This is a genomic window from Chryseobacterium sediminis (assembly GCF_008386505.1).
GTDB classification, from domain to species: Bacteria; Bacteroidota; Bacteroidia; order Flavobacteriales; family Weeksellaceae; genus Chryseobacterium; species Chryseobacterium sediminis.
This window is the reverse complement of record NZ_VUNZ01000003.1, coordinates 418,749-440,294: the sequence shown is the minus strand read 5'-3', so window position 1 is coordinate 440,294 and position 21,546 is coordinate 418,749. Positions and strand designations below refer to the sequence as shown.

Genomic DNA, 21,546 nt, shown 5'->3' with positions numbered 1-21,546 from the left:
TATACACTATACTTTAGCTAAAGCCGATGGATTGGTTAATAAAAAAAAGAATGGGCTAAAGCCCATTCCTATTGATATATAAAAAACGTTTGTTTAAAATAATTTAAGCAGAGTTTCTGCTTGCGTTAATATTTCCGAACAGTGATCTTGTCACCAGTTTTTCATAAGCTTCTTTATTGCCCTCTCCTTTCTGTATTTTCATCAAAGCATATTGTTGAATACTCAATAATGGTAGTACAATCTTTTCACGGATCTTCACGGATTTTCTGGACAAAGGATCTTCTTCCTGAAGCATTTTGAAGCCAGTCAGTTCCAACATAATTTCTCTTGAAAGCTCGTATTCATCAAAGAGAACATTCCAGAATGCACCGAACTTCGGATTGCTTTTAATATAATAAGTCAGAGGAAAATAGGATTTGTTCATACTCATCATCGAGTTCAACACTAAAGTTTTAAAGAAATCCGAACCTTTGTAAAGTTCTCTGACCTCTTCAAATCTTCCTTGTTCCTTCATCTTTTGCATGGCATATCCAAAACCAAAGAACCCCGGAACATTCTGCTTCAGCTGTGACCATGAACCCACAAATGGAATAGCTCTCAGATCCTCAAATTTCAGTTCACTTCCGTTTCCTCTTTTTGAAGGACGGCTTCCGATATTTGTTTTCCCGTAATATTCAAGCGTACTCATTTCCTGAAGGTATGGAACAAACATAGGATGAGCCTTTAAATCTGAGTATTTTCCATAGCTGATATCCGCCAATTCGATGATCAAAGCTCTTTCTTTTTCTGTAAGCTCTTTTTTTGCATTTTTAAATACATCATTTTCCACACCTGCGGTAAGAAGTTGTTCAAAATTATATTTTGCCTGCTCTTTATTCCCAAAAATGCTTGTTATGGTCTGGCCCTGAATCGTAAGTTCAATCTTATTATTGGCAATAGTTTTTCCCTGAGAAGCATAAAAATCGTGGGTTTTTCCTCCTCCTCTGGCTGGCGGTCCTCCTCTGCCATCGAAGAATACAACTTTGATATTATTCTGCTCGGAAAGTTTAGTTAAGACTTCTTTTGCTTTATAAATTTCCCAATTGGCTTTTAAATACCCACCATCTTTGGTTCCATCAGAAAATCCGAGCATAATGGTCTGCTGGTTTCCTCTTTTTTCCAGATGCTTTTTGTAAACAGGATTATGATACAGCTCATTCATCACATTTTCAGCGTTGGCAAGACCTTCCATCGTTTCAAAAAGCGGGACAATATCCATATTGATGTCTTCATCTTTATATCCGCAAATCTTGAAGAAAGCATAGACATTCATTACGTCTTTCACCGCATCGGAATTGGAAATAATATAACGGTTCATTCCTCTTAATCCGTTCAGATTCTGGATGTCTGCAACCTGTGAAACTGTTAACAATGTATCTTTCACAATATCTTCAAAATCTTCTGCGTTTACTGTTTCTGAAGCCTGAATCAGTGTATTGAATTTCTGTTCGTAATCAGCATCTTCATTTCCGGATACTTTTGCATACACCTCATCAATCACTTTCTGATGAATCCTGCTGTCCTGGCGGATATCCAACGTCGCAAAGTGAGTTCCGAAGATCATTACACGATCTCTGAAGTTGACCAAAAGATCTAAAAACAGAGAATTATGTTCGTTAACTAATATTTTTTCCGCTTCTGCCGCTTTCTTTAAAATATCTTCAGCTGTGATGTTTTTTCCATCAAAAATGGCAGCATACAACTCTTCGCTTAATTGGGTTAAAACTTCAGAAACCCCTCTGAAACTCAATCTTCTTCTGATGAATTTCAAATGACTGTAATAGGACTTCAGAATTGCCGACCGAAGTTCTTCTGCTACCCTTTTCGTTACATCTGCTGTTACAAACGGATTTCCGTCCCTGTCTCCTCCGGGCCAGAACCCAAGCTGGATGATATCTTCATGAAGGTGAAAATGCCCGTTTCCGAAAGTCTTTTTGATCTTCGTAAACAATTCTCCAATGGTATCATAATACACATATCTCAGGTATGAAATGATACTCAAAGCTTCATCTATAGGAGTAGGTTTTTCTTTGTTGACAAAAGGAGTCTTCCCCAATTGCTGCAGTAACATATCAATCTGAGTAACCGAATCACTGGTAATAGCCCCTCGTAAATCCTGAATGATCCTTTGCACTGAACTTGGATAAAACTGAGTAGGGTGTGCCGTAAACACGACCTTTACACTAAAATCTTTTAATTTTTCGCGCACTTTTTCAATTTTATGATCCTGAAAAGAGCGTTCAAAGAGATTGGTTACGGTACCGTTGTCACTTTCAGAATGAAGATTGGGGAATGCCGCATCTTCAATACTGTCAAACAAAACTACCTGTCTTTCTATATACTGAATGATCTTGAAAAGCAGTTCGAGTTTCTGCTCCTCGGTTTGAAGATCGGTATGGTTTTTAAAAAATTCTTCGACGATGTTTTCGGGAGTTTTTTCTGCTTCATAGCCGGTTCTGCTTTCCTCATAAAGAAACGGAAGCAACATCCCAATATTCGTCATTTTATCATAAGGCAGGCTCATAAATAATGAATTGTAGATCTGGAACTTATTTTCCACAATCTGCCTGAATTTTTCTGCGCGTTGGTCGTGTATCATAGTAACAAATGTAAGTGATTTTGGAATGAATTGGATTGACAAATGACAAAAATTAAGACCAAAATGCAAAAAAATAATAGTAATTTTACTTTTCACACTATCCATAATCTATGAAAAAAATATTTACATTCTTACTCATAACATTTCTGCTTATCTCCTGTGAAAAAGATTGTTATAATGCACCACTGCCTATTGTTTTTGAGTTCGTAAATTCCAATAATGAAAATCTTATTGCCAATGGGACATTAACTACCTATTCAATTCTGGATGAAAACAATGTTAGTGTACAATTAACCAAAACATCTGACAACAAAGTTATTGTAGAAAATGTAGGTGCTTACAATGGAACAAAAAATTATAAATTTTATTCTAATATTAAAAACCTTGATTTATCAATTCAGTCATCAGAATTTAAAGGAGCTTGTGATGGTTATCAAATCAATAAACTGACTTTTACAGGTATCGATATTGAGGTAACTGATGAAAAAGGGTATTATAAAATTGTATTGGAATAATTCTCTTTACATTTGCACTGAAAAAACGTTCTCTATGAAAATCATCATCGCTTTTCCCCTGATCTTTTCCCATCTGCTTTTTGGCCAGATCAAGGTTTCTGATGATTATAAAAAAATTCCTGATATTCTTGATACAGTAGATTACCTCTACCCTTTCATTGTTCCTGATAAAGGTTATGCTTACTGGCGCGTACTCAGCAATGACACTGATTATGAAAAATCAGTAATCTATGAAAGCCAGGCTCCCGATTTTATGACCATCAATGAGCCTGTTCCCGAAAAGGGATTTTTCCAGAAATGCTTCGGCAACAACTGCTTTTCATACATCCTTGCGTGCAAAAATGAAAGATCTGTTTATTTTTCCAATGAACAACAGTTAAGAGATTTTATCGGAACGGTAGACAATCTTCCGGAAGCCATTTTAATTGCGAACACATATGGCTATACTGTTGACACTACCAACAAACTGAGCAGCTCCTATAAAATCGAAGATAAACATATTTCTATGTACCTTTCCAAAGTAAAAGGAAATCCGAACACGAAAGAATCATTCGTGGTAAAAATTAATAGAAAAACCGGAAAATTAGAAAGCAAAAGCAACGGTGTATATTATAAAAATGAATCCGGTTTATAAAGTATACTTTAGAATTTTACACAAAGTTTGTCATCCTTAGGAATCTCAAAAATGATTTTTATTAATACAAGTATAAATTCCACGCTACACTTCGTTTCGCTCTGAATGACAATATGCCGTTCTATTTTATTATTTTATCAAACACTCATTGTCATTCCTTAGGAATTTAACTTTTTACCGTAGAGATTCCTGCGGAAAGACAAACTAGATGCTTTATTAGAGTTAAGGTTATTAAGAATGATATGTATTAAACGACAATCAGTATATTTGATCATTAGCAAAATTTTAATTGTTTTATTAAAATTGATTCATAGTAATTTTAAAACTTCTTTAACTTAAATTTCCTTCCGCTTTCACTACATTTGATCTACAAAATTTAGAATAATGCTTAATTTCGAGTTTAAGAATCCAACAAAAATACTTTTCGGGAAAGGTGAAATCGCTAAAATTTCCAAAGAAATCCCTAAAGACGCAAGAATATTAATGATTTACGGAGGCGGAAGCATCAAAAACAATGGTGTTTACGATCAGGTAAAAGAGGCTTTGAAAGATCATGAAGTATATGAATTTGGCGGAGTTCCTGCCAATCCTGAATATGAAGTCTTAATCAATGCTTTAAGCTTTATTAAAGAAAAAAATATCACTTACCTTCTTGCTGTTGGCGGCGGATCTGTGATTGACGGAACGAAATTTATCTCTGCTGCAGCTAATTATGCTGGTGAGCCATGGGATATTCTGAGAAAGTCAGTAAGAACTTTTAAAGGGGAAGGAATGCCGTTCGGAAGTATTTTAACACTGCCTGCAACCGGTTCAGAAATGAATTCAGGATATGTGATTTCAAGAAGAGAAACTAATGAAAAATTGTCTTCAGGAGGACCTGGACTTTTCCCACAGTTTTCAGTTTTAGATCCGGAAGTAATCAGATCAATTCCTAAAAACCAAATTGTGAACGGAATTACAGATGCCTACACTCACGTGCTGGAACAATACATGACTGCTCCTTCTTCTGCTGACCTTCAGGAAAGAATTGCAGAAAGCATTCTGATCAGTCTTCAGGAAACCGCTCCTAAAGTATTGGCTGATGATTTCAACTATGATGCTGCCGGAAACTTTATGTGGTGCTGTACAATGGCTCTGAACGGACTGATCCAGAAAGGAGTAATTACAGACTGGGCAGTACATGCTATGGGTCACGAGCTGACTGCTTATTTCGGTATTGATCATGCAAGAACACTGGCAATTATTGCCCCATCCCACTATCGTTATAATTTTGATGATAAAAAAGGAAAACTGGCACAATATGCAGAAAGAGTATGGGGAATAAAGGACGGAAGTGTAGAAGAAAAAGCAGAATTGGGAATCAAAAAAATGGAGGAATTCTTCCACAGCCTTCATATCAAAACCAAACTTTCTGAATATACGGAAGACTTTAAAGGAACAGCTGAAAAGGTTGAAAAAGCCTTTACAGACAGAAACTGGCTAGGTCTTGGAGAGTATAAAAAATTAACTCCGCAAGATGCTTATAAAATTGTAGAGATGAGCTACTAGAAGTTCAAGGTTTAAGGTTTAAAATTATGCCGGACCTTTTAAATTTTGACTGCAAGAGTAGCAATTAATTTATATTGAAGCGGGTTTTAGCCCGCTTCTTTTGATTTTAGATAATATTAGTATGTTCTGTTTAGGCTCTTTTAATTAATTTCTTATTCTTTTAACAGCTTTATACGCTTGAAAATACTGATTTCCCCCTCAAAATTATTCAATTTACAAACATTCGTTTAAAAAATCATTATTTCATTACAGATATTTCAAATTTATTTATATTTTAGCATATTCTTAAATTTGTGAAAATGAAAAAACAGCTACTTTTATTTGCCTTTTCTGCCCTGGCACTTACTTCTTGTAAAGATGACAATCTTGAAGCTTACGATATGGAGATCATGAAGGGAGATTGGAAGGAAGTTAAAAGGGAAGTAATTTCCGGAAAAGATAATAAAACAGTGCTTTATACCGAGACACTAACTGGATGTGCAACCAAAAATACTCTTTTCTTAAGAACAGACTATTATGTAAGCTATACAGCCTATACAGGAACAGGTGCTGACTGTACTCCATCTCCAAAAACAGAAGGAAGATATACTTATGATGCAGATTCAAAAGTTATAGGAATTAAGTTTGGTGAGGGTGAGGAAGAATCACCTATCACCTACAGAGTTGATATGTTGACCGGTAAAGATTTTAGACTTGCTCAGAAATCCGGACTTTTTGATATGGATGGAGATAAAATTCCTGATATCCCTTACGTTACTTACAAAAGATAAATTATAGAACTCCCGCTAAATCGGGAGTTTTTTATTACTTTTATATCTAATTTAAAACTGAATATAATGAAGAAGATTCTATCAGCATTTCTATTGCTGTACTTTGCTATTGCCTTTTCACAGGAGAAAAAGCCAATGTTCTGGCAGGACATCCAGGAATTCAAAAAACAGGATCAGCAAAACCCGCCGCCAAAGGATGCTATTCTGTTTCTGGGAAGCTCATCATTCACCAAATGGACTGATATAGCAGATTATTTTCCTGATAAGAAAATCATCAACAGAGGATTCGGAGGATCCAGACTTACGGATCTTAATGATTTTGCGAGTGATCTTTTAGCTCCCTATCAGCCTAAACAGATCATTATTTACTGTGGTGAAAATGATTTTGCAGACAACCATCAGCTAAAAGCAAAAGTAGTGGTTGACAGATACAAAACTTTTTACAAGAAAATACGTGAAAGATTTCCTAATATTGAAGTTGATTATATCTCTATCAAATACTCACCAAGCAGAGAAGTGATCTGGCCGCAAATGAGAATTGCCAACAAAAAGATTGCTGCATTTATGAAGAAAGAACCCAATGCTGAATTCATTGATGTGACTAAAGCAATGGAAGATGCTAATGGAAATGTAAGAAAAGATATTTTTGTAGAAGATATGCTTCATTTTAAACCGGAGGGATATAAAATCTGGACTAAAGTGATCACTCCTTACCTGAAATAAACTATAACTCATGATAAAAAAACCAATAACCATTTTATTTTTCGTTTTATTTTATTCTCTTTCATTTTCTCAGGAGAAACCTAATGAAAAAACAATTCTTCAGGAGCTTTCAGATAATGCCTGTAAGTGCGCTGATTCTATTTCTCTGTCAAACAGGAAGAAAGAAGATATTATAAAAGATGTTCATGAATGTATTGACAAATACACCGGAGCGCTTCAAATATCTACTCTTTTGAAAGGAGCAGAAAAACAATCGGAAAATGCACCTAAAGTAAATGGAAAAAAGCAGATTAACCTGACTTTTAATACCAATAAAAATTCAGCGCAGTACAAAGACAGCTATAATGAACTTGAACGCTATCTGATGCAAAACTGCAAGAGCGTGCAAAGAGCTACCCAAGCTACCGAAACCAGTTATGACAAGTTCTCAAAGAATGATGCGGCAGTTGATTTCTATGAAAAAGGTGTCGATGCAGGAAAAGCAGAAAACTGGAAAGAAGCTATTCAAAATTATGAACAAGCGGTAAATATTGATCCGAAATTCATTTACGCATGGGATAATCTGGGAATTTCTTATAGAAGAATCGGGGAATATGATAAAGCTCTTAATGCTTATAAACAGTCATTGGCTGCTGATCCAACAGGTAAAATGCCTTTACAGAATATAGCAATAACGTATGTTTATAAGAAGGAATACCAGAAAGCTATTGATGCCTATAACGATTTTGATAAAGTATATCCCGGTGATCCGGAAGTGTATTATGGAATGGGACAGGTCTACTTTACTCATCTGAAAAATAACGAGAAAGGTCTTGACAACATTTGTAAAGCCTACAGGATTTATTCTGAACAAAAATCGCCTTACCGATCAGATGCTGAAAAAATGATTGGATATATTTACAAGATTATGAAAGAGGAAGGTAAAACAGATAAGTTTAAAGAAATTTTAAAAAATAACAACATTCAATTCGATTAAAAATAAAAAACGATTCCTGATAAGGGAATCGTTTTTTATTTTATTTCTTTCTTTTCGATTTTGATATGGCTTTCTGCTGGGCTCTGTTCGCTCCAAACTTCTTAGGTGCTTTTCTTTTGGAAGGTCCACCCCAGTTTTCTTTTGTATTTTTAGCTTTCTTCTCGTGGAATGCTCCTCCTCCTTCATTCAGTTTTACCTGTGCAGGGTTTTTCATAACAATCTGATCTTCTTCATCAGCGATCTTTTTAGGATTGATTTTAACTTCTTCAGGGAATTCATTAAATTTCAATTCTTTATCCATCAATAGCTCAATATCAAGAATCAAAGGTTCTTCTTTTTTAGTTACAAAAGTAACCGCCTTTCCTTCTTTATCTGCTCTACCTGTTCTACCGATTCTGTGGATGTACTGCTCAGGAATATCCGGTGTTTCAAAGTTGATAACATGCGTAACATTGGAAATATCAAGACCTCTTGCCATTACGTCTGTAGTAATCAAACCTCTTACTTCTTCGTTCTCAAAGCTTTTCATCGCCTTAAGTCTGTAGTTCTGAGATTTGTTGGAGTGAATCACATCAAACTGTCCAGGGAAAAGCTCATCAATTTTAGTGAAGAGCAGATCGGCATGTCTTTTATTATTATTAAAAATCAAGACCTTAGACATATCTGTCTCATTCTTCAGCAAATGTTCAAGTAAGTTGATCTTAGTATTGAAGTTTTCTACTTTATAAGCTGTCTGTTCAATTTTCTCAAGTGGTGTTCCGGATTTTGCCAATGAAATTTCAATCGGGTTTGCAAAGTATACATCCAGCATTTCATCTACTGCTTCCGTCATTGTTGCAGAGAAAAGAATGTTTTGTCTCTTCGGCTTCATCATTTCAAAAATATGAGTAAGCTGTGGTCTGAAACCTAAGTTAAGCATCTCATCAAATTCATCAATGACTAATTTCTGAACTTCTTTAAGCGAAATAGCATTGTCTATGGAAAGGTCCATCACTCTTCCCGGTGTTCCTACCAAAATATCACAACCATCATTGAACAATAGTTTTTGAGTATTGATATTTTTCCCTCCGTATATTCCGATTACTCTTGCAGTAATATTTTCTGTCAGTTTCTCAAGGATTTCAGTTACCTGTACCACCAATTCTCTAGTAGGAACAAGCACCAAAACAGTTGGATTTCCGGTTTTGCTGTATTTCCATGTTTTCAGAACGGGTAAAAGGTAAGCTAATGTTTTTCCGGTTCCGGTCTGTGCAATTCCCATTACATCTCTACCTGAAAGAATAGGTTTTAAGCTCTTCTCCTGAATAGGTGTAGGTTCAAATAATTCCAAATCCGCTAAAACATCAAGAATTTTAACCGGCAGGTCAAAATCTGCAAAAGTGAGTTTTTCCATTTTGCAAAGATAGGTATTTAATTACAAGTTAAAAATTAGAGGCAAGGAATTGGTCAATAGTGAATTTTGCTTCGCAAGTGAATTGTCAATTTTCTTCAAGATAAAAAACAAAAAACTTTAGTGATCCGAAAACAACTAATTAACTAACAACCAGCAACAAATCAACTCCTTAATTTACTTTTACGCTATTGACCTTGATTTTAATGTCATCATCTTCCCATTTGCTCGAGGTAACAATAACATAGCCTTTCTTTTTCGGATCTTTTTTGATGGGAAACTTATCTTCTTCCCACTGATTACAATGCGTTGAAATAGATGGTAGTAATGGTTTCCAGCCTGTTTTACTTAAAGTATATACATAGAACGGATGCCAGCAGCTGGTACACCAATTCGGATAAAACCCTATCTCCTCTTTTCCGTCACCATTAAGGTCTCCAAGATTATACAGACTTCCCTGATTGGCTGGTGAAATTGTTATAGGTTTTATTTTTTTATCACTGAAATAAATCGTTGTTTCGCACTTTCCTTCACATTCGTCACCACAGTCACTGACTTTTGTATAGGCATATTCTTTGGTTCCGTTTCCGTCAAAATCTCCATGGATATTTTCTCCATTGGCTTCCTGAGCCATACAACATGAGCTGAATACGGTGATTGCTGTTACAATAAGTGTTTTCATTTTGGTTTTTGGGTTTTTAGATGCGGGTTGCGCGTTTTCGGGATACGGGATACATAATTCGGGATATAATGGAGATTTATCGTTTTACTTTCTTGTCACTCTCAGTAAAAGTATTAACACTAAAATAATTGAAAAAACAAAACCCAAGACTGCCACTAAAGACAACTCTCCTATTCTCGGACCGGATTCTGAACTAAAAACGATGGCTGTTGCAATGATATTTGCCCCTAAGATCATGGCCAGAATCAGATTGACCACACTGGATTTGATCAGCTGGTTGGTTTTGTCTATATTTTTGATTTCACTGGAAACCGTAAATTTGTTTTCATCTAGTTTTTGAAGAACAGAACGAAGTTCTTTCGGGATTTCATCTACATTATCTGTAAAATTCATCATTCTGTCCATCCCTGTTTTTAAAAGATTTTTAGGATTTATTTTTTTGGTGAAAATCTTTTTCGTGTAAGGATGGAGACTTTTAACAATATCCAGATCAGGATTAATACTTCTTCCCACGCCTTCTATTAAGCTGATCCCTTTGAATAAAAGATAGAAATAATCCGGCATATAGAGTCTGTTGTCCTTTAAAATATCCTTCATCTTGTTGATGATTACCTGCACATTAATATCCTGCAGTGATGAGCTGTGAACAAAATTCAAAATATCTTCTACGTCATTTTCAAACCGTCTTTCATCCGGGATTTCATAGCTTATGGCCATTTTTTTGAGTGACCGGACTATTTTATGGGAGTTTTTGGCTACAAAACTTACGATAAGGTTTTCAAGAATTTCTTTATCATTAGGCTGAATTTTTCCTACCGCCCCAAAGTCTATGAAGACTATTTTACCGTCTTTTTTAACTAAAATATTACCGGCGTGAGGATCAGCATGGAAGAAACCATAGTCTAGGATTTGTGATACAAACAGTCTTAATCCTGCTTCGGAAACTTTTACAGGGTCAATACCATTTGCCAGAAGCACTGATTTGTCCGTAACCTTTATCCCGTCGATGAATTCCATACAAAGAATATTGTTGTTGGAAAATTCTTCATAGACTTTAGGAACATATGTTTCTTTATTATTCTTAAAGTTCAGACGGAACTGCAGTATATTATTTCTTTCATTAGTCAAAGAAACCTCTTCAAGCAATGATCTTTCAAAGGTAGAAATGGCTTGTTTCAGATTGAGTTTTTCTCCTATTTCGGAATAGGCAGAGATCAGCTTTTCAATGTCTTTGATCAGAAGTAAATCATCCTCAATAACTGACTGTACATCAGGTTTTCTCAATTTTAAAATCACCGGACTGCCATCAAGCAAAACTGCTTTATACACCTGAGCAATGGAAGCTGTAGCCAGAGGCTGTTTCTGAATTTCACGGAAATAGTCTTTCACGGAAATATTGAATTCACTTTCCAGCGCTTCCTCTACGTCCATATCTACTGTTTCCACTTTGTCCTGAAGTTTCTGCAGCTCCTGAATCAATTCCGGGGGTAATAGATCTTCTCTGTTACTGAATGTCTGACCCAATTTTACAAAAGTAGGGCCTAGCTCTTCAAGAGCCAGTCTTATTCTTTCATAAACGGTTCCTTTTGATATAATTTCATCTGAACTGGTAGTTTCTTCCTGCTTATTTCCTCCATTCATCCTTGCCAGCATATCTTTGAATCCATATTTACTCAATACGGAAATCAATCTTGCGGATCTTTTCAGTTTTCTTTGCTGCTTGTCAAACATAGTGTTTCAATAGTAAGTGCAATTTACTCCAAAAATTGTTCCTTTATGAAAAGAATTATTACAACTACACCAGCGCATAAAGTTAAAAACAGAAACACATAATCAATGTTTTAAAGAATTAAATACATCAATAATTACAAAATACATCATATATCATAAAAATTGATATATTTACAGCGTACAAATAAAACAAACCAAAAGTATTACAACATGAAAAATTTACGTAACAACAAACTTTCAAGAGAGCAATTAAAAGGGATTGCAGGAAGCGGAATCATTATCGGAAACTGCTCAAACCAATGCTGTCCTACAGACGGAAGACCAAGATGTCCAAAACTGATCTGCCCTGCTGTAGTATGTCCTCAGTACATGTAATCAGTTCACTCAAAGAAAATTTTAGGTAAAATAAAAACAGAATGCTAATGCATTCTGTTTTGTTATTTAAGATAGGTTTCATACAAATCTTTCCTGCGGTCTTTCATCACCTGAACAGAGCCGTTATGATGAAGATCTTTCAATAAGTTCAGGTCTACATCAACAATCAGAGTCATTTCCGTATTAGGGGTGGCTTCTCCTTTTACCGCATTGGATGGAAAAGCAAAGTCTGAAGGGGTAAAAACGGCAGCCTGCCCAAACTGGATATCCATATTATTTACCTTCGGAAGGTTACCTACACAGCCGGCAATTGCTACATAACATTCATTTTCTATAGCTCTGGCCGCAGCGCAATGACGTACTCTCATGTAGGCATTCTGGGTATCTGTCAAATAAGGGACAAACAGGATTTTCATTCCCTGATCTGCTAAAATCCTTGGTAATTCCGGGAATTCTACGTCATAGCAGATGACAAGACCTATTTTCCCGCAGTCGGTATCAAAAACTTTGATTTCATTTCCTCCTTTCATTCCATAGTATCTCTTTTCATTCGGGGTGATGTGAATCTTTCTGTATTCATCCATACGCCCATCACGGTGAAGAAGATAACTTACGTTATATAAATCATTATTGTCATTATCAAAAACAGGCATACTTCCTGAAATGATATTCACGTTGTAGCTGATTGCCAGCTCTGAAATTTTATTCTTGATCTGTTCGGTAAGCTTAGCCAGCTCTATCATACTGTCTCTTTCGGAAAGGCTATTGAAAGGAGCCAGCAAAGGTGTGTTGAACAGTTCCGGGAACAGCACAAAATCTGATTTGTAATCTCCCATCACATTCACAAAGAATTCTACCTGCTCATAAAAGGCTTCAATGTCTTTGAAGGTCCTCATCTGCCATTGAACCAATCCGAGACGGATAATGCTGTCCTGCATCGTATTCGGTTTTCTGCTGTAATAGATGTTATTCCATTGTAAAAGAACTGCATTTTCTCTGGAAGCTTCATCTTCGGGCAGATATTTCTTCAGGATTTTTATCGGAAGAAAGTTATTGGAAAGCTGGAAAGACAGTACAGGATCATAGATCTCTTTATCTCTTACTTTTCGGATATAATTTCTTGCGGAAAGCTCGTGGCTGTATTTATGATAATTCGGGATTCTTCCGCCAAGGATAATAGATTTTAAGTTTAATAATTCGCAAAGTTCTTTTCGGGCATCATACAATCTTCTTCCCAAACGTAGTTCACGAAATTCAGGATCTACAAAAACTTCAATTCCGTACAGAACATTTCCAGTAGAAGTATGGGTATTGAACGTGTAATTTCCGGTAATATCACTATAAGTATGATCATCTCCGAATTCATCATAATTGACAATGATCGAAAGTGCTACAGCAGCCAGTTTTCCATCTACTGTAATACAAATCTGCCCGTTAGGGAACATTTTTGTAAGCTTATCAATACTTTTTTTGGACCAAATGGATTCCGACATTTGCGGGTAGGCCCTTTTCATCGTTTCCGCCAGTTCATCATAATCCTGAAGAGTCAGGTTTCTTGTTTCTATTTGCATTTGATGTAATTTTACTTAAATTTAGGAAAATTAATTTCAATAATTCACAGTAGTAAAAATATTTATCACAGATAATCTATGTTTGAAAACCTTTCTGATCAGAAAAAAATAAATTTATTCTTAATATTTTCTGCTGTATTTCTCATTGTTTTTATTTATCAGATTACAAAACCTGATGATGGTAGTGGTGGCGATAAATTCACCATTGCTGACATTAAAGCATCCTTTGACGGAACAATTATTAAAAAAGTTGATCTAAAGAAAAATGTTTTTTCCTTTGTCAAAATATTAAGGAAAAATAAATTTGACACATTGGTGAATCTAGGTGAATATGTCGATAGTATAAATATTGGTGACAGAATTATTAAGCAAAAAAATTCACCTTTCTTTTATGCAGTAGACAAGGAAAAAAATTCCAGAAAATATATTTTCACATTAATCCCTGAACGCATTTTTAATAATGATAAGTTTCTTCAAGCCTGGAAAGACAGCTGTAAAGGAAATTGGAAAGATGTAGTAATCCATGAAAAGAATTTCAATAATTAATTTAATGATATCATTGATTTATTTGATATTATCAATGTATTTCCAATCAGATTTTTTCCTTGAATTTACTCCGGTTATTCTGCTTATTTTAATTATTAATTTTTATATCATTCATCAGCATAACAAAAAAATAATCTTGTATCTTATGAATGGACTAATCTTCTTAATATTAATATACTTTTTAAGTATAGGAATCATTCTAAGACAGGATTGGTAACAAAAAATCCCACCCAAAAAGGGCAGGATTTATATTTCAAATTCAAGTCAAGGATTATTCCCACTCAATGGTTGCAGGTGGTTTGCTTGAAATATCGTAAGCTACTCTGTTGATTCCTCTTACTTCGTTGATGATTCTGCTGGAAACAGTATCTAAGAACTCATAAGGAAGTCTGCTCCACGTTGCTGTCATAAAGTCGATGGTATTGGCAGAACGAACTACAGCAGTGTATTCATAAGTTCTTTCGTCACCCATTACTCCTACAGATTTTACCGGAAGAAGCACTACGAATGCCTGAGATACTTTTTCGTAAAGGTCATTCTTGTATAATTCTTCAATGAAGATATCATCAGCTTCCTGAAGGATTCTTACTTTCTCAGCATCTACAGCACCCAATACTCTGATTCCTAATCCAGGTCCTGGGAAAGGGTGTCTGTAAACCAGGTGGTGAGGAATTCCTAATTCTTCTCCTACTCTTCTTACTTCGTCTTTGAAAAGTTCTCTTAACGGCTCTAACAATTCAAATTCCATATCTTCAGGAAGTCCTCCTACGTTATGGTGAGACTTAATTACTGCAGATGGTCCGTTTACAGACTGGCTTTCAATAACGTCAGGGTAAATAGTACCTTGAGCAAGGAATTTAGCCCCTTCAATTTTATGAGATTCTTCGTCAAATACATGGATAAATTCGTTTCCGATGATTTTTCTTTTTGCTTCAGGATCATCAACACCAGCTAGTTTTGAAAGGAATCTATCCTGAGCATCCACCATTTTAATGTTCATATGGAAATGCTCTCCATACTGATCCATTACTTTCTTACCTTCATCCTTTCTCAATAATCCAGTATCTACGAAGATACAAGTCAACTGATCACCAATTGCCTTATGGATCAAAACAGCGGCTACAGAAGAGTCAACACCACCTGAAAGTCCAAGGATCACTTTGTTGTCTCCTACTTTCTCACGGATTTCCTCAACTGTTTTTTCGATATAGTTAGTCAGTTTCCAGTTTTTCTCTGAGTTACAGATTCCGAAAACAAAATTTTCAATCATTTTCCCTCCTTCTTCTGTATGAGAAACTTCCGGGTGAAACTGAACACAGTAGATTTTACTTTCTTCGTTAGAGATAGAAGCAATTACTCCTGATTTTGCATTCAATTCAAACCCAGCAGGCAATTCTCCTACTTCGTCAAAGTGACTCATCCAAACTACAGAGTTCTGAGTAACTCCTTTTAGTAAAGAACTTTCTTTAACGATCTCTAAGTTTGCTTTACCGTATTCTCCTTTTTCTCCTTTATTTACTTTTCCTCCTAAAAGGTGAGCCGTCATCTGCATTCCGTAGCAGATTCCCAACACAGGAACTCCCTGTTCGTATAATTCTTTTTCAACCAGGTGAGCATTTTCTGCATTCACAGAGCTTGGTCCACCGGAAAGGATAATTCCTTTTGGCTGTTTTGCTAAAATATCTTGTAATGGTGTATTGTAAGGTAAGATTTCAGAGTATACACCCATCTCACGGATTCTTCTTCCGATAAGCTGGTTGTACTGGGATCCGAAATCTAAAATAATAATACCGTTGTTCATTGTTGATAATTGATAAATGATGATTAATTATAAGCTTTAAGCAATAGGCTTCAGGCTATAAGCTTTTTACATTGCAATAAGCATACTGCCTGTAGCTTAAAGCTTATTGCTTATTTAACTGTTTTACAAAAAAAGACTTGGAATAGCTCCAAATCTTTTTTCGTGATTTTTATTAAAACTTTCCGATGTCTTCTCTGTAGAAGCCGTAATCGAAATGTACATGACCTGCATCTTCGTACACTTTTTTGCGGGCATCTTCGTAAGTAGCTCCTGTAGCCACAATGTTCAGTACTCTACCGCCATTGGAAACTACTTTGTCACCTTTCTTAACAGCGCCTGCATATAATAGTTTGCTGTGCTTTAATTTGTCTTCTCCTACGATTTCAAAACCAGTTTCGATGTTTCTTGGATAACCACCTGAACACATTACCAGACAAACAGCTTTTTCGTCTTTAAATTTAAGCTCAATGTCTTTTCCATCCATACAATCCTGGATTACATCCAAAAGATTATTTTCCATAAGAGCCAACAATACCTGAGTTTCAGGATCTCCGAATCTCATGTTGTATTCAAGAAGGTAAGCTCCGTTTTTCGTAACCATTAATCCGAAGAAAATGATTCCTTTAAATCCGAAACCTTCAGCTTTAAGTCCTTTAACAGTAGGTTCTAAAATATTTTTCTCGAAGTCAGCATAATGCTCCTGAGTGAATTCCGGGCTTGGTGCCACAGAACCCATTCCTCCTGTATTCGGTCCTGTATCTCCGTTTCCTGCTTTTTTATAGTCTTTTGCAGCGATACATGGGAAAAGCTTGTCACCATTAGAGAAAGCAATGATGGACGCTTCAAAACCTTGTAAATATTCTTCAATAACTAAACGAATACCCGCATCTCCATAGATTCTTCTGATCATGAAGTCGTGGATGGTAGCTTCAGCTTCTTCAAGGTTGTCACAAATAACCACCCCTTTACCGCCTGCTAAACCACTTGCCTTGATCACTAAAGGATACTGCTGAGTCTGAATATATTCTTTAGCATCATTGTATGAATCAAATACTACCGCCTTAGCTGTTTTGATATCATAGGTCTGCATAAATTTCTTAGAGAAAGCTTTACTTCCCTCCAGGCTTGCTACCTTTTGAGTAGGACCGAAAACTTTAAGATCGTGCTTTTTAAATTCGTCCTTGATACCCGCTACAAGAGGAGCTTCCGGACCTACAATCGTAAGATCAATCTTTTCTTTAATAGCGAAATCTCTAAGTTCTTTGATTTCTGATAAATGAACATTTTTCCCTATTACATCGGTAGTAGCATTCCCGTTAGCAAAAAACATTTTAGAAATTCTTGAGTCATTCTGAAGCTTTGCCGCTAAAGCAGATTCTCTACCGCCTTCACCTATGATTAATATTCTCATACTTTTTTATTATCTAGTCTTATTTTACAAATATATAATTTTGAATGCTAAAAATACAATCCCTAATTATTTTTTAATTCTATTTTAATTAGTGGAAAAAGTGTCTAACACCTGTAAACATCATTGGAATACCGTGTTCATTTGCAGCCTCTACACTGTCCTGATCTTTTACACTTCCACCTGGCTGAATAATCGCCTTGATACCTTCCTGAGCGCAGAAATCTACCACATCACGGAAAGGGAAAAACGCATCTGAAGCCAATACCAAATCTCCGGAGAATTTTTCTTTTGCTCTTTCGATCGCCTGCTGTGTTGCCCAGATTCTGTTTACCTGTCCGCCACCGATACCGAATGCCTGAATTCCGTTAGAAACTACAATGGCGTTTGATTTCACATATTTTACCACTCTCTGAGAGAAAAGTAATGCTTTTTTCTGCTCTTCTGTAGGTTGTACCTCAGTAACCACTTTGATATCGTCAGAGAAATAAGTATCGTTATCCTGAACCAGAATACCTCCGTCTACTTTCACCCAAGTCTGTTTGTCAGAAACCGGATTTACGATTTTGATAATTCTAAGGTTTTTCTTTTTTCTTAAAACTTCAAGAGCTTCTTCATCGAATTCAGGAGCCATTACAATCTCAAGGAATGTTTTGTTCAATTCTTCTGCTGTTGCTGCATCAATTTTATAGTTCATTGCAACAATTCCGCCAAAGATAGAAACCGGGTCACATTCAAATGTTTTCTGGTAAGTTTCCAATGCTGAAGTTCCGATAGCAACTCCACAAGGGGTAGAGTGTTTTACGGCACAACAAGCCATTTCTTCTTTGAACTCAGTAACTACTTTCCAGCAAAGGTCCATATCACGAAGGTTGTTGAAAGAAAGTTCTTTACCACCAAGCTGTTCAAAGTCTTTCATTGCTCCATTCTCGAAAGTAGAAACATAGTAAGCAGCTGTCTGGTGAGGGTTTTCTCCGTATCTTAAATCAGCAACTTTTTTATAAGAAGCATTTAAATACGTAGGATATTCTTCATCTAAAAGCATTCTTGAAATAGCTGCATCATATGCAGAGGTAAGGTTGAATACTTTTCCTGCCAATTTTTTACGGGTCTCGATGTACGTATCTCCGTTTTGCTCCATTTCAATTTTCACTGCTGCATAATCTTCTACATCAGTGATTACCGTTACAGAGTCAAAGTTTTTCGCTGCAGAACGAAGCATTGAAGGACCTCCGATATCAATAAATTCTACCTTTTCATGTAAAGAAATGTCTTTGTTTACATTTTCAAAGAAAGGGTAAAGGTTTACGATCACCATGTCAATCAGACCAATTCCGTGTTCCTGAACGGTTTTCATATGCTCTTCGTTGTTACGGACAGCCAGCAATCCACCGTGAACTTTCGGGTGTAAAGTTTTCACTCTTCCATCCAACATTTCAGGGAAATTGGTTACCTCATCAATCTGAATAGGATTTAAACCAGCGTCTTTCAAATGTTTGAACGTTCCTCCTGTAGAGATCAACTCATAATTCTGAGCCTCCAAAAACTGCGCGAATTCTATTAATCCACTTTTGTCAGAAACACTGATTAAAACTCTCTTTTTACTCATTTTACTTTCAATTTTTTACTTTTTACAGCTATTTCAAACTGTATCCGGGTCTTTCACCTCCGAATTTACTTTTATTTACTTAGATTTCTTTAATTATCCCGTCAAAAATTCTTAATTCTTGACACCCTTCCAGGGAAGAGAATTAGTTTCCAAGAACCTTATTGATCGCTATTGGAAATATTTCATATTCAATCTGGTGAACTTTCTGAGCCAATGTTTCCGGAGTATCATCAGCGGTTACTTCAAAAGATTTCTGAAGTATGGCTTCTCCTTCATCAATGCCCGGCGTTACAAAATGTACAGTAGCCCCACTCTCTACTTCTTTAGCTTCTATTACTGCATTATGAACGTTCATTCCCCACATTCCTTTTCCTCCGAATTTCGGAAGCAAAGCAGGATGAATATTGATTATTTTACCATTCCAGTTTTCACAGAATTCAGATTTTAAAATGGATAAAAATCCTGCCAATACGATAAGATCTGTATTTTCAGGGATTACTTTAGCCAATTCACTACTGAAATTCTTTCCTCTTGGAATGAGTATGCTTTCTATATTGTGATTCTTTGCTCTTTCCAATCCGAAACATTCTCTGTCGGCAATCACTAAAGATACTTTTGCATTCTGGATTTCTCCAGCTTCAATGGTATCAATGATTCTCTGCAGATTAGTTCCTGAACCGGATACAAGCACAACGATGTTCTTCATTATTCAGATGTTAGATGTCAGATTTAAGATTACAGACTTACAGCCTGATGTCTAGAGTCTGAAATCTGATGTCATTTAAAATTTCAAATTGATTTTTTCTGCTCCTTCTGTGATTTCTCCAATTTCATAAGCATCATCTAAAAGGTGCAATACTTTTTCAGCATGTTCAGCATCCACTACGATTACCATCCCAACACCCATATTGAATGTTCCGTACATTTCCTCACGTGCTACTCCTCCTCTCTTTTCCAATTCAAGCATTACGCTAGGAATTCTGATTTTCGATTCGTCAATAGAAGCACAAAGTCCTTCAGGAATAATTCTTGGAACGTTTTCGTAAAGACCGCCTCCTGTAATGTGAGCAATTCCGCTTACTTTTACTTCTTCCAATACTTTATGAATGTCTTTATAGTATAATCTTGTAGGAACAAGAAGTGTCTCATATAAAGGTTTTCCTTCAAATTCTTCTTCAAAGTTCGGGAATACTTTTCTTACTAAAGAGAAACCGTTTGAGTGGAATCCTGAACTTGGCAATGCAATAATTTTGTTACCTGCTTTGATGGTAGAACCGTCAATGATTTGATCTTTTTCTACGATTCCTACACAGAATCCGGCAACATCATAATCTCCAGGCTGGTACATTCCCGGCATTTCAGCAGTTTCTCCACCAATCAATGCACAGTTATTATCTTTACAGGCTGCCACCATTCCTAAAACAATTTCTGCTGCGATTTCTGAATCAAGCTTTCCGCAAGCCAGATAATCAAGGAAAAATAAAGGTTTTGCACCGTGGCAAAGAATATCATTGGCACACATTGCGAAGCAATCTACACCAATAGAATCATATTTTTTAGTATCTAAAGCTACTTTCAGCTTTGTTCCTACTCCATCTGTTCCTGATACAAGAACCGGATTTTTGTATCCACCGATTTCATAGAAAGCTCCAAAACTTCCCAAATGATTCAGTACATTGGAATTATGGGTTTCACCGACCGCTTTTTTGATCTTGTCAACCGTTTTGTATCCTTCTTCTTTGTCTACTCCTGCTGATTTGTAAGTGTTGCTCATGTCTGCTTAGATTTTTAGATATCGGATTCAGATTTCAGATGATTAATTGTCTTGCATCTGACGTCTTGTGTCTTCTTATCTTTTAATATTTCAATTACTTTTATACTCGATTTTAGAAAACAAAAAAGCCGACAATCTTTTCAGATTATCGGCCGTTATTTTATCTCAGAATTTCAGAGCCCACAATTTTCCCTTTATGAGAAAAACATTGTTTATAGGAGGTCTGAATTTTCATCTCTTTTCTTTTTGCAAAAATAGTAATTTTAAATGAATATTCAAATTCTATTTTTCAAGGATAGTTTCTATAGCCGCAATCTTCTTAATTTTTTCTTTCAACTCATTGATTTTCTCTTCATTAGAAATCTTCTGAGTTCCTTTATCAAAGTTATCATTAAAGAAAGGCAATGAAAAAGTTTCCACCACATTTCCTCCGTGGAAAGGGAAACGCTTTGATGCAGCCTCTAAAACTCCTGCACCACCTCTACCTCCGGGAGATGTAGACATCAATAACATTGGCACTTCATTCCAAACCGTTCTGTCTTTGATTCTTGACACCCAGTCGAACACATTTTTGAATGCTGTAGAATAAGTTCCGTTGTGTTCTGCCAAAGCTACCAATAGTACATTGGCACCGTCTATTTTGGCAGCAAAGTCATGAGCTTCCTGAGGAACGCCACCAGCCAATTCTCTTTCATGCTTATAGATTGACATTTCAAAAGGATTCAGATCGACTACTTCTACTTCTGCATTTTCAAATAATGTTGATGCGTATGCTACCAACTGTTTGTTCATTGAAACGTCTGAGTTACTTCCTGCTATTGCTAAAATTTTCATAGGTGAGGTTTATTTTTTAAG

General features: G+C 35.9%; 19 protein-coding genes. 8 read left to right on the top strand and 11 right to left on the bottom strand.

Annotation, left to right across the window (positions count from 1 at the left end; all coding sequences use genetic code 11):
* Positions 1–103: 103 nt before the first annotated feature.
* Entirely contained in the window at positions 104–2,638 is a 2,535-nt protein-coding gene (locus FW780_RS17275) for a phosphoenolpyruvate carboxylase (protein ID WP_149834909.1), read from the bottom strand.
* 110 nt (positions 2,639–2,748) lie between these two features.
* On the opposite strand from FW780_RS17275, the gene FW780_RS17270 reads away from it, so the two are divergent.
* The 6 genes from FW780_RS17270 (at position 2,749) to FW780_RS17245 (ending at position 7,804) form a co-directional block, all read left to right on the top strand.
* Entirely contained in the window at positions 2,749–3,153 is a 405-nt protein-coding gene (locus tag FW780_RS17270) for a hypothetical protein (RefSeq protein ID WP_149834908.1), read from the top strand.
* A gap of 34 nt (positions 3,154–3,187) precedes the next feature.
* Positions 3,188–3,787, top strand: a complete 600-nt coding sequence (locus FW780_RS17265; RefSeq protein ID WP_241676931.1) for a hypothetical protein — start codon at positions 3,188–3,190, stop codon at positions 3,785–3,787.
* A gap of 384 nt (positions 3,788–4,171) precedes the next feature.
* Positions 4,172–5,335, top strand: coding sequence for an iron-containing alcohol dehydrogenase (locus FW780_RS17260; RefSeq protein WP_149834907.1), 1,164 nt, complete (start codon positions 4,172–4,174; stop codon positions 5,333–5,335).
* 299 nt (positions 5,336–5,634) lie between these two features.
* Entirely contained in the window at positions 5,635–6,105 is a 471-nt protein-coding gene (locus tag FW780_RS17255) for a lipocalin-like domain-containing protein (RefSeq protein ID WP_149834906.1), read from the top strand.
* A 66-nt stretch (positions 6,106–6,171) separates the two neighbouring features.
* Entirely contained in the window at positions 6,172–6,828 is a 657-nt protein-coding gene (locus FW780_RS17250; protein ID WP_149834905.1) for a GDSL-type esterase/lipase family protein, read from the top strand.
* A 10-nt stretch (positions 6,829–6,838) separates the two neighbouring features.
* Complete coding sequence (locus FW780_RS17245) at positions 6,839–7,804, top strand: tetratricopeptide repeat protein (RefSeq protein ID WP_149834904.1); 966 nt, start codon at positions 6,839–6,841, stop codon at positions 7,802–7,804.
* Between the two features lie 40 nt (positions 7,805–7,844).
* On the opposite strand, the gene FW780_RS17240 is transcribed toward FW780_RS17245, so the two are convergent.
* The 3 genes from FW780_RS17240 to FW780_RS17230 form a co-directional block, all read right to left on the bottom strand.
* Positions 7,845–9,197, bottom strand: a complete 1,353-nt coding sequence (locus tag FW780_RS17240; protein ID WP_149834903.1) for a DEAD/DEAH box helicase — start codon at positions 9,195–9,197, stop codon at positions 7,845–7,847.
* A gap of 169 nt (positions 9,198–9,366) precedes the next feature.
* Positions 9,367–9,876 carry a hypothetical protein gene (locus FW780_RS17235; RefSeq protein WP_241676930.1) on the bottom strand — a complete coding sequence of 170 codons (510 nt, stop codon included), beginning with the start codon at positions 9,874–9,876 and terminating at the stop codon, positions 9,367–9,369.
* An 84-nt stretch (positions 9,877–9,960) separates the two neighbouring features.
* Entirely contained in the window at positions 9,961–11,607 is a 1,647-nt protein-coding gene (locus FW780_RS17230) for an ABC1 kinase family protein (protein ID WP_149834902.1), read from the bottom strand.
* 210 nt (positions 11,608–11,817) lie between these two features.
* Here FW780_RS17230 and FW780_RS22485 point away from each other — a divergent pair, with 210 nt between their 5' ends.
* Positions 11,818–11,982 carry a hypothetical protein gene (locus FW780_RS22485; protein WP_167510741.1) on the top strand — a complete coding sequence of 55 codons (165 nt, stop codon included), beginning with the start codon at positions 11,818–11,820 and terminating at the stop codon, positions 11,980–11,982.
* A 62-nt stretch (positions 11,983–12,044) separates the two neighbouring features.
* Here FW780_RS22485 and FW780_RS17225 read toward each other — a convergent pair whose 3' ends face one another.
* Positions 12,045–13,553 (bottom strand): carbon-nitrogen hydrolase family protein, encoded by a 1,509-nt coding sequence (locus FW780_RS17225; RefSeq protein ID WP_149834901.1) that lies wholly within the window; start codon positions 13,551–13,553, stop codon positions 12,045–12,047.
* A gap of 78 nt (positions 13,554–13,631) precedes the next feature.
* On the opposite strand from FW780_RS17225, the gene FW780_RS17220 reads away from it, so the two are divergent.
* Positions 13,632–14,099: a hypothetical protein gene (locus FW780_RS17220; protein ID WP_149834900.1), complete on the top strand. Its 468-nt coding sequence runs from the start codon at positions 13,632–13,634 to the stop codon at positions 14,097–14,099.
* A 271-nt stretch (positions 14,100–14,370) separates the two neighbouring features.
* Here FW780_RS17220 and guaA read toward each other — a convergent pair whose 3' ends face one another.
* The 6 genes from guaA to FW780_RS17190 form a co-directional block, all read right to left on the bottom strand.
* Positions 14,371–15,900, bottom strand: a complete 1,530-nt coding sequence (guaA, locus tag FW780_RS17215) for a glutamine-hydrolyzing GMP synthase (protein ID WP_149834899.1) — start codon at positions 15,898–15,900, stop codon at positions 14,371–14,373.
* A gap of 172 nt (positions 15,901–16,072) precedes the next feature.
* Positions 16,073–17,311, bottom strand: coding sequence for a phosphoribosylamine--glycine ligase (gene purD / locus FW780_RS17210; RefSeq protein ID WP_149834898.1), 1,239 nt, complete (start codon positions 17,309–17,311; stop codon positions 16,073–16,075).
* A gap of 88 nt (positions 17,312–17,399) precedes the next feature.
* Positions 17,400–18,917, bottom strand: a complete 1,518-nt coding sequence (purH, locus tag FW780_RS17205; protein ID WP_149834897.1) for a bifunctional phosphoribosylaminoimidazolecarboxamide formyltransferase/IMP cyclohydrolase — start codon at positions 18,915–18,917, stop codon at positions 17,400–17,402.
* A gap of 142 nt (positions 18,918–19,059) precedes the next feature.
* Complete coding sequence (gene purN / locus FW780_RS17200; RefSeq protein ID WP_149834896.1) at positions 19,060–19,623, bottom strand: phosphoribosylglycinamide formyltransferase; 564 nt, start codon at positions 19,621–19,623, stop codon at positions 19,060–19,062.
* A 75-nt stretch (positions 19,624–19,698) separates the two neighbouring features.
* Positions 19,699–20,691 (bottom strand): phosphoribosylformylglycinamidine cyclo-ligase, encoded by a 993-nt coding sequence (gene purM, locus FW780_RS17195; RefSeq protein WP_149834895.1) that lies wholly within the window; start codon positions 20,689–20,691, stop codon positions 19,699–19,701.
* A 282-nt stretch (positions 20,692–20,973) separates the two neighbouring features.
* On the bottom strand, positions 20,974–21,525 hold the full coding sequence (locus tag FW780_RS17190; RefSeq protein ID WP_149834894.1) for an NADPH-dependent FMN reductase: 552 nt from the start codon (positions 21,523–21,525) through the stop codon (positions 20,974–20,976).
* Positions 21,526–21,546 lie beyond the last annotated feature (21 nt).

Bases quoted from the DNA above. Each gene is read 5' to 3' on its own strand.
- FW780_RS17275 (WP_149834909.1), bottom strand. From the start codon at position 2,638: ATGATACACGACCAACGCGCAGAAAAATTCAGGCAGATTGTGGAAAAT.
- FW780_RS17270 (WP_149834908.1), top strand. From the start codon at position 2,749: ATGAAAAAAATATTTACATTCTTACTCATAACATTTCTGCTTATCTCC.
- FW780_RS17265 (WP_241676931.1), top strand. From the start codon at position 3,188: ATGAAAATCATCATCGCTTTTCCCCTGATCTTTTCCCATCTGCTTTTT.
- FW780_RS17260 (WP_149834907.1), top strand. From the start codon at position 4,172: ATGCTTAATTTCGAGTTTAAGAATCCAACAAAAATACTTTTCGGGAAA.
- FW780_RS17255 (WP_149834906.1), top strand. From the start codon at position 5,635: ATGAAAAAACAGCTACTTTTATTTGCCTTTTCTGCCCTGGCACTTACT.
- FW780_RS17250 (WP_149834905.1), top strand. From the start codon at position 6,172: ATGAAGAAGATTCTATCAGCATTTCTATTGCTGTACTTTGCTATTGCC.
- FW780_RS17245 (WP_149834904.1), top strand. From the start codon at position 6,839: ATGATAAAAAAACCAATAACCATTTTATTTTTCGTTTTATTTTATTCT.
- FW780_RS17240 (WP_149834903.1), bottom strand. From the start codon at position 9,197: ATGGAAAAACTCACTTTTGCAGATTTTGACCTGCCGGTTAAAATTCTT.
- FW780_RS17235 (WP_241676930.1), bottom strand. From the start codon at position 9,876: ATGAAAACACTTATTGTAACAGCAATCACCGTATTCAGCTCATGTTGT.
- FW780_RS17230 (WP_149834902.1), bottom strand. From the start codon at position 11,607: ATGTTTGACAAGCAGCAAAGAAAACTGAAAAGATCCGCAAGATTGATT.
- FW780_RS22485 (WP_167510741.1), top strand. From the start codon at position 11,818: ATGAAAAATTTACGTAACAACAAACTTTCAAGAGAGCAATTAAAAGGG.
- FW780_RS17225 (WP_149834901.1), bottom strand. From the start codon at position 13,553: ATGCAAATAGAAACAAGAAACCTGACTCTTCAGGATTATGATGAACTG.
- FW780_RS17220 (WP_149834900.1), top strand. From the start codon at position 13,632: ATGTTTGAAAACCTTTCTGATCAGAAAAAAATAAATTTATTCTTAATA.
- guaA (WP_149834899.1), bottom strand. From the start codon at position 15,900: ATGAACAACGGTATTATTATTTTAGATTTCGGATCCCAGTACAACCAG.
- purD (WP_149834898.1), bottom strand. From the start codon at position 17,311: ATGAGAATATTAATCATAGGTGAAGGCGGTAGAGAATCTGCTTTAGCG.
- purH (WP_149834897.1), bottom strand. From the start codon at position 18,917: ATGAGTAAAAAGAGAGTTTTAATCAGTGTTTCTGACAAAAGTGGATTA.
- purN (WP_149834896.1), bottom strand. From the start codon at position 19,623: ATGAAGAACATCGTTGTGCTTGTATCCGGTTCAGGAACTAATCTGCAG.
- purM (WP_149834895.1), bottom strand. From the start codon at position 20,691: ATGAGCAACACTTACAAATCAGCAGGAGTAGACAAAGAAGAAGGATAC.
- FW780_RS17190 (WP_149834894.1), bottom strand. From the start codon at position 21,525: ATGAAAATTTTAGCAATAGCAGGAAGTAACTCAGACGTTTCAATGAAC.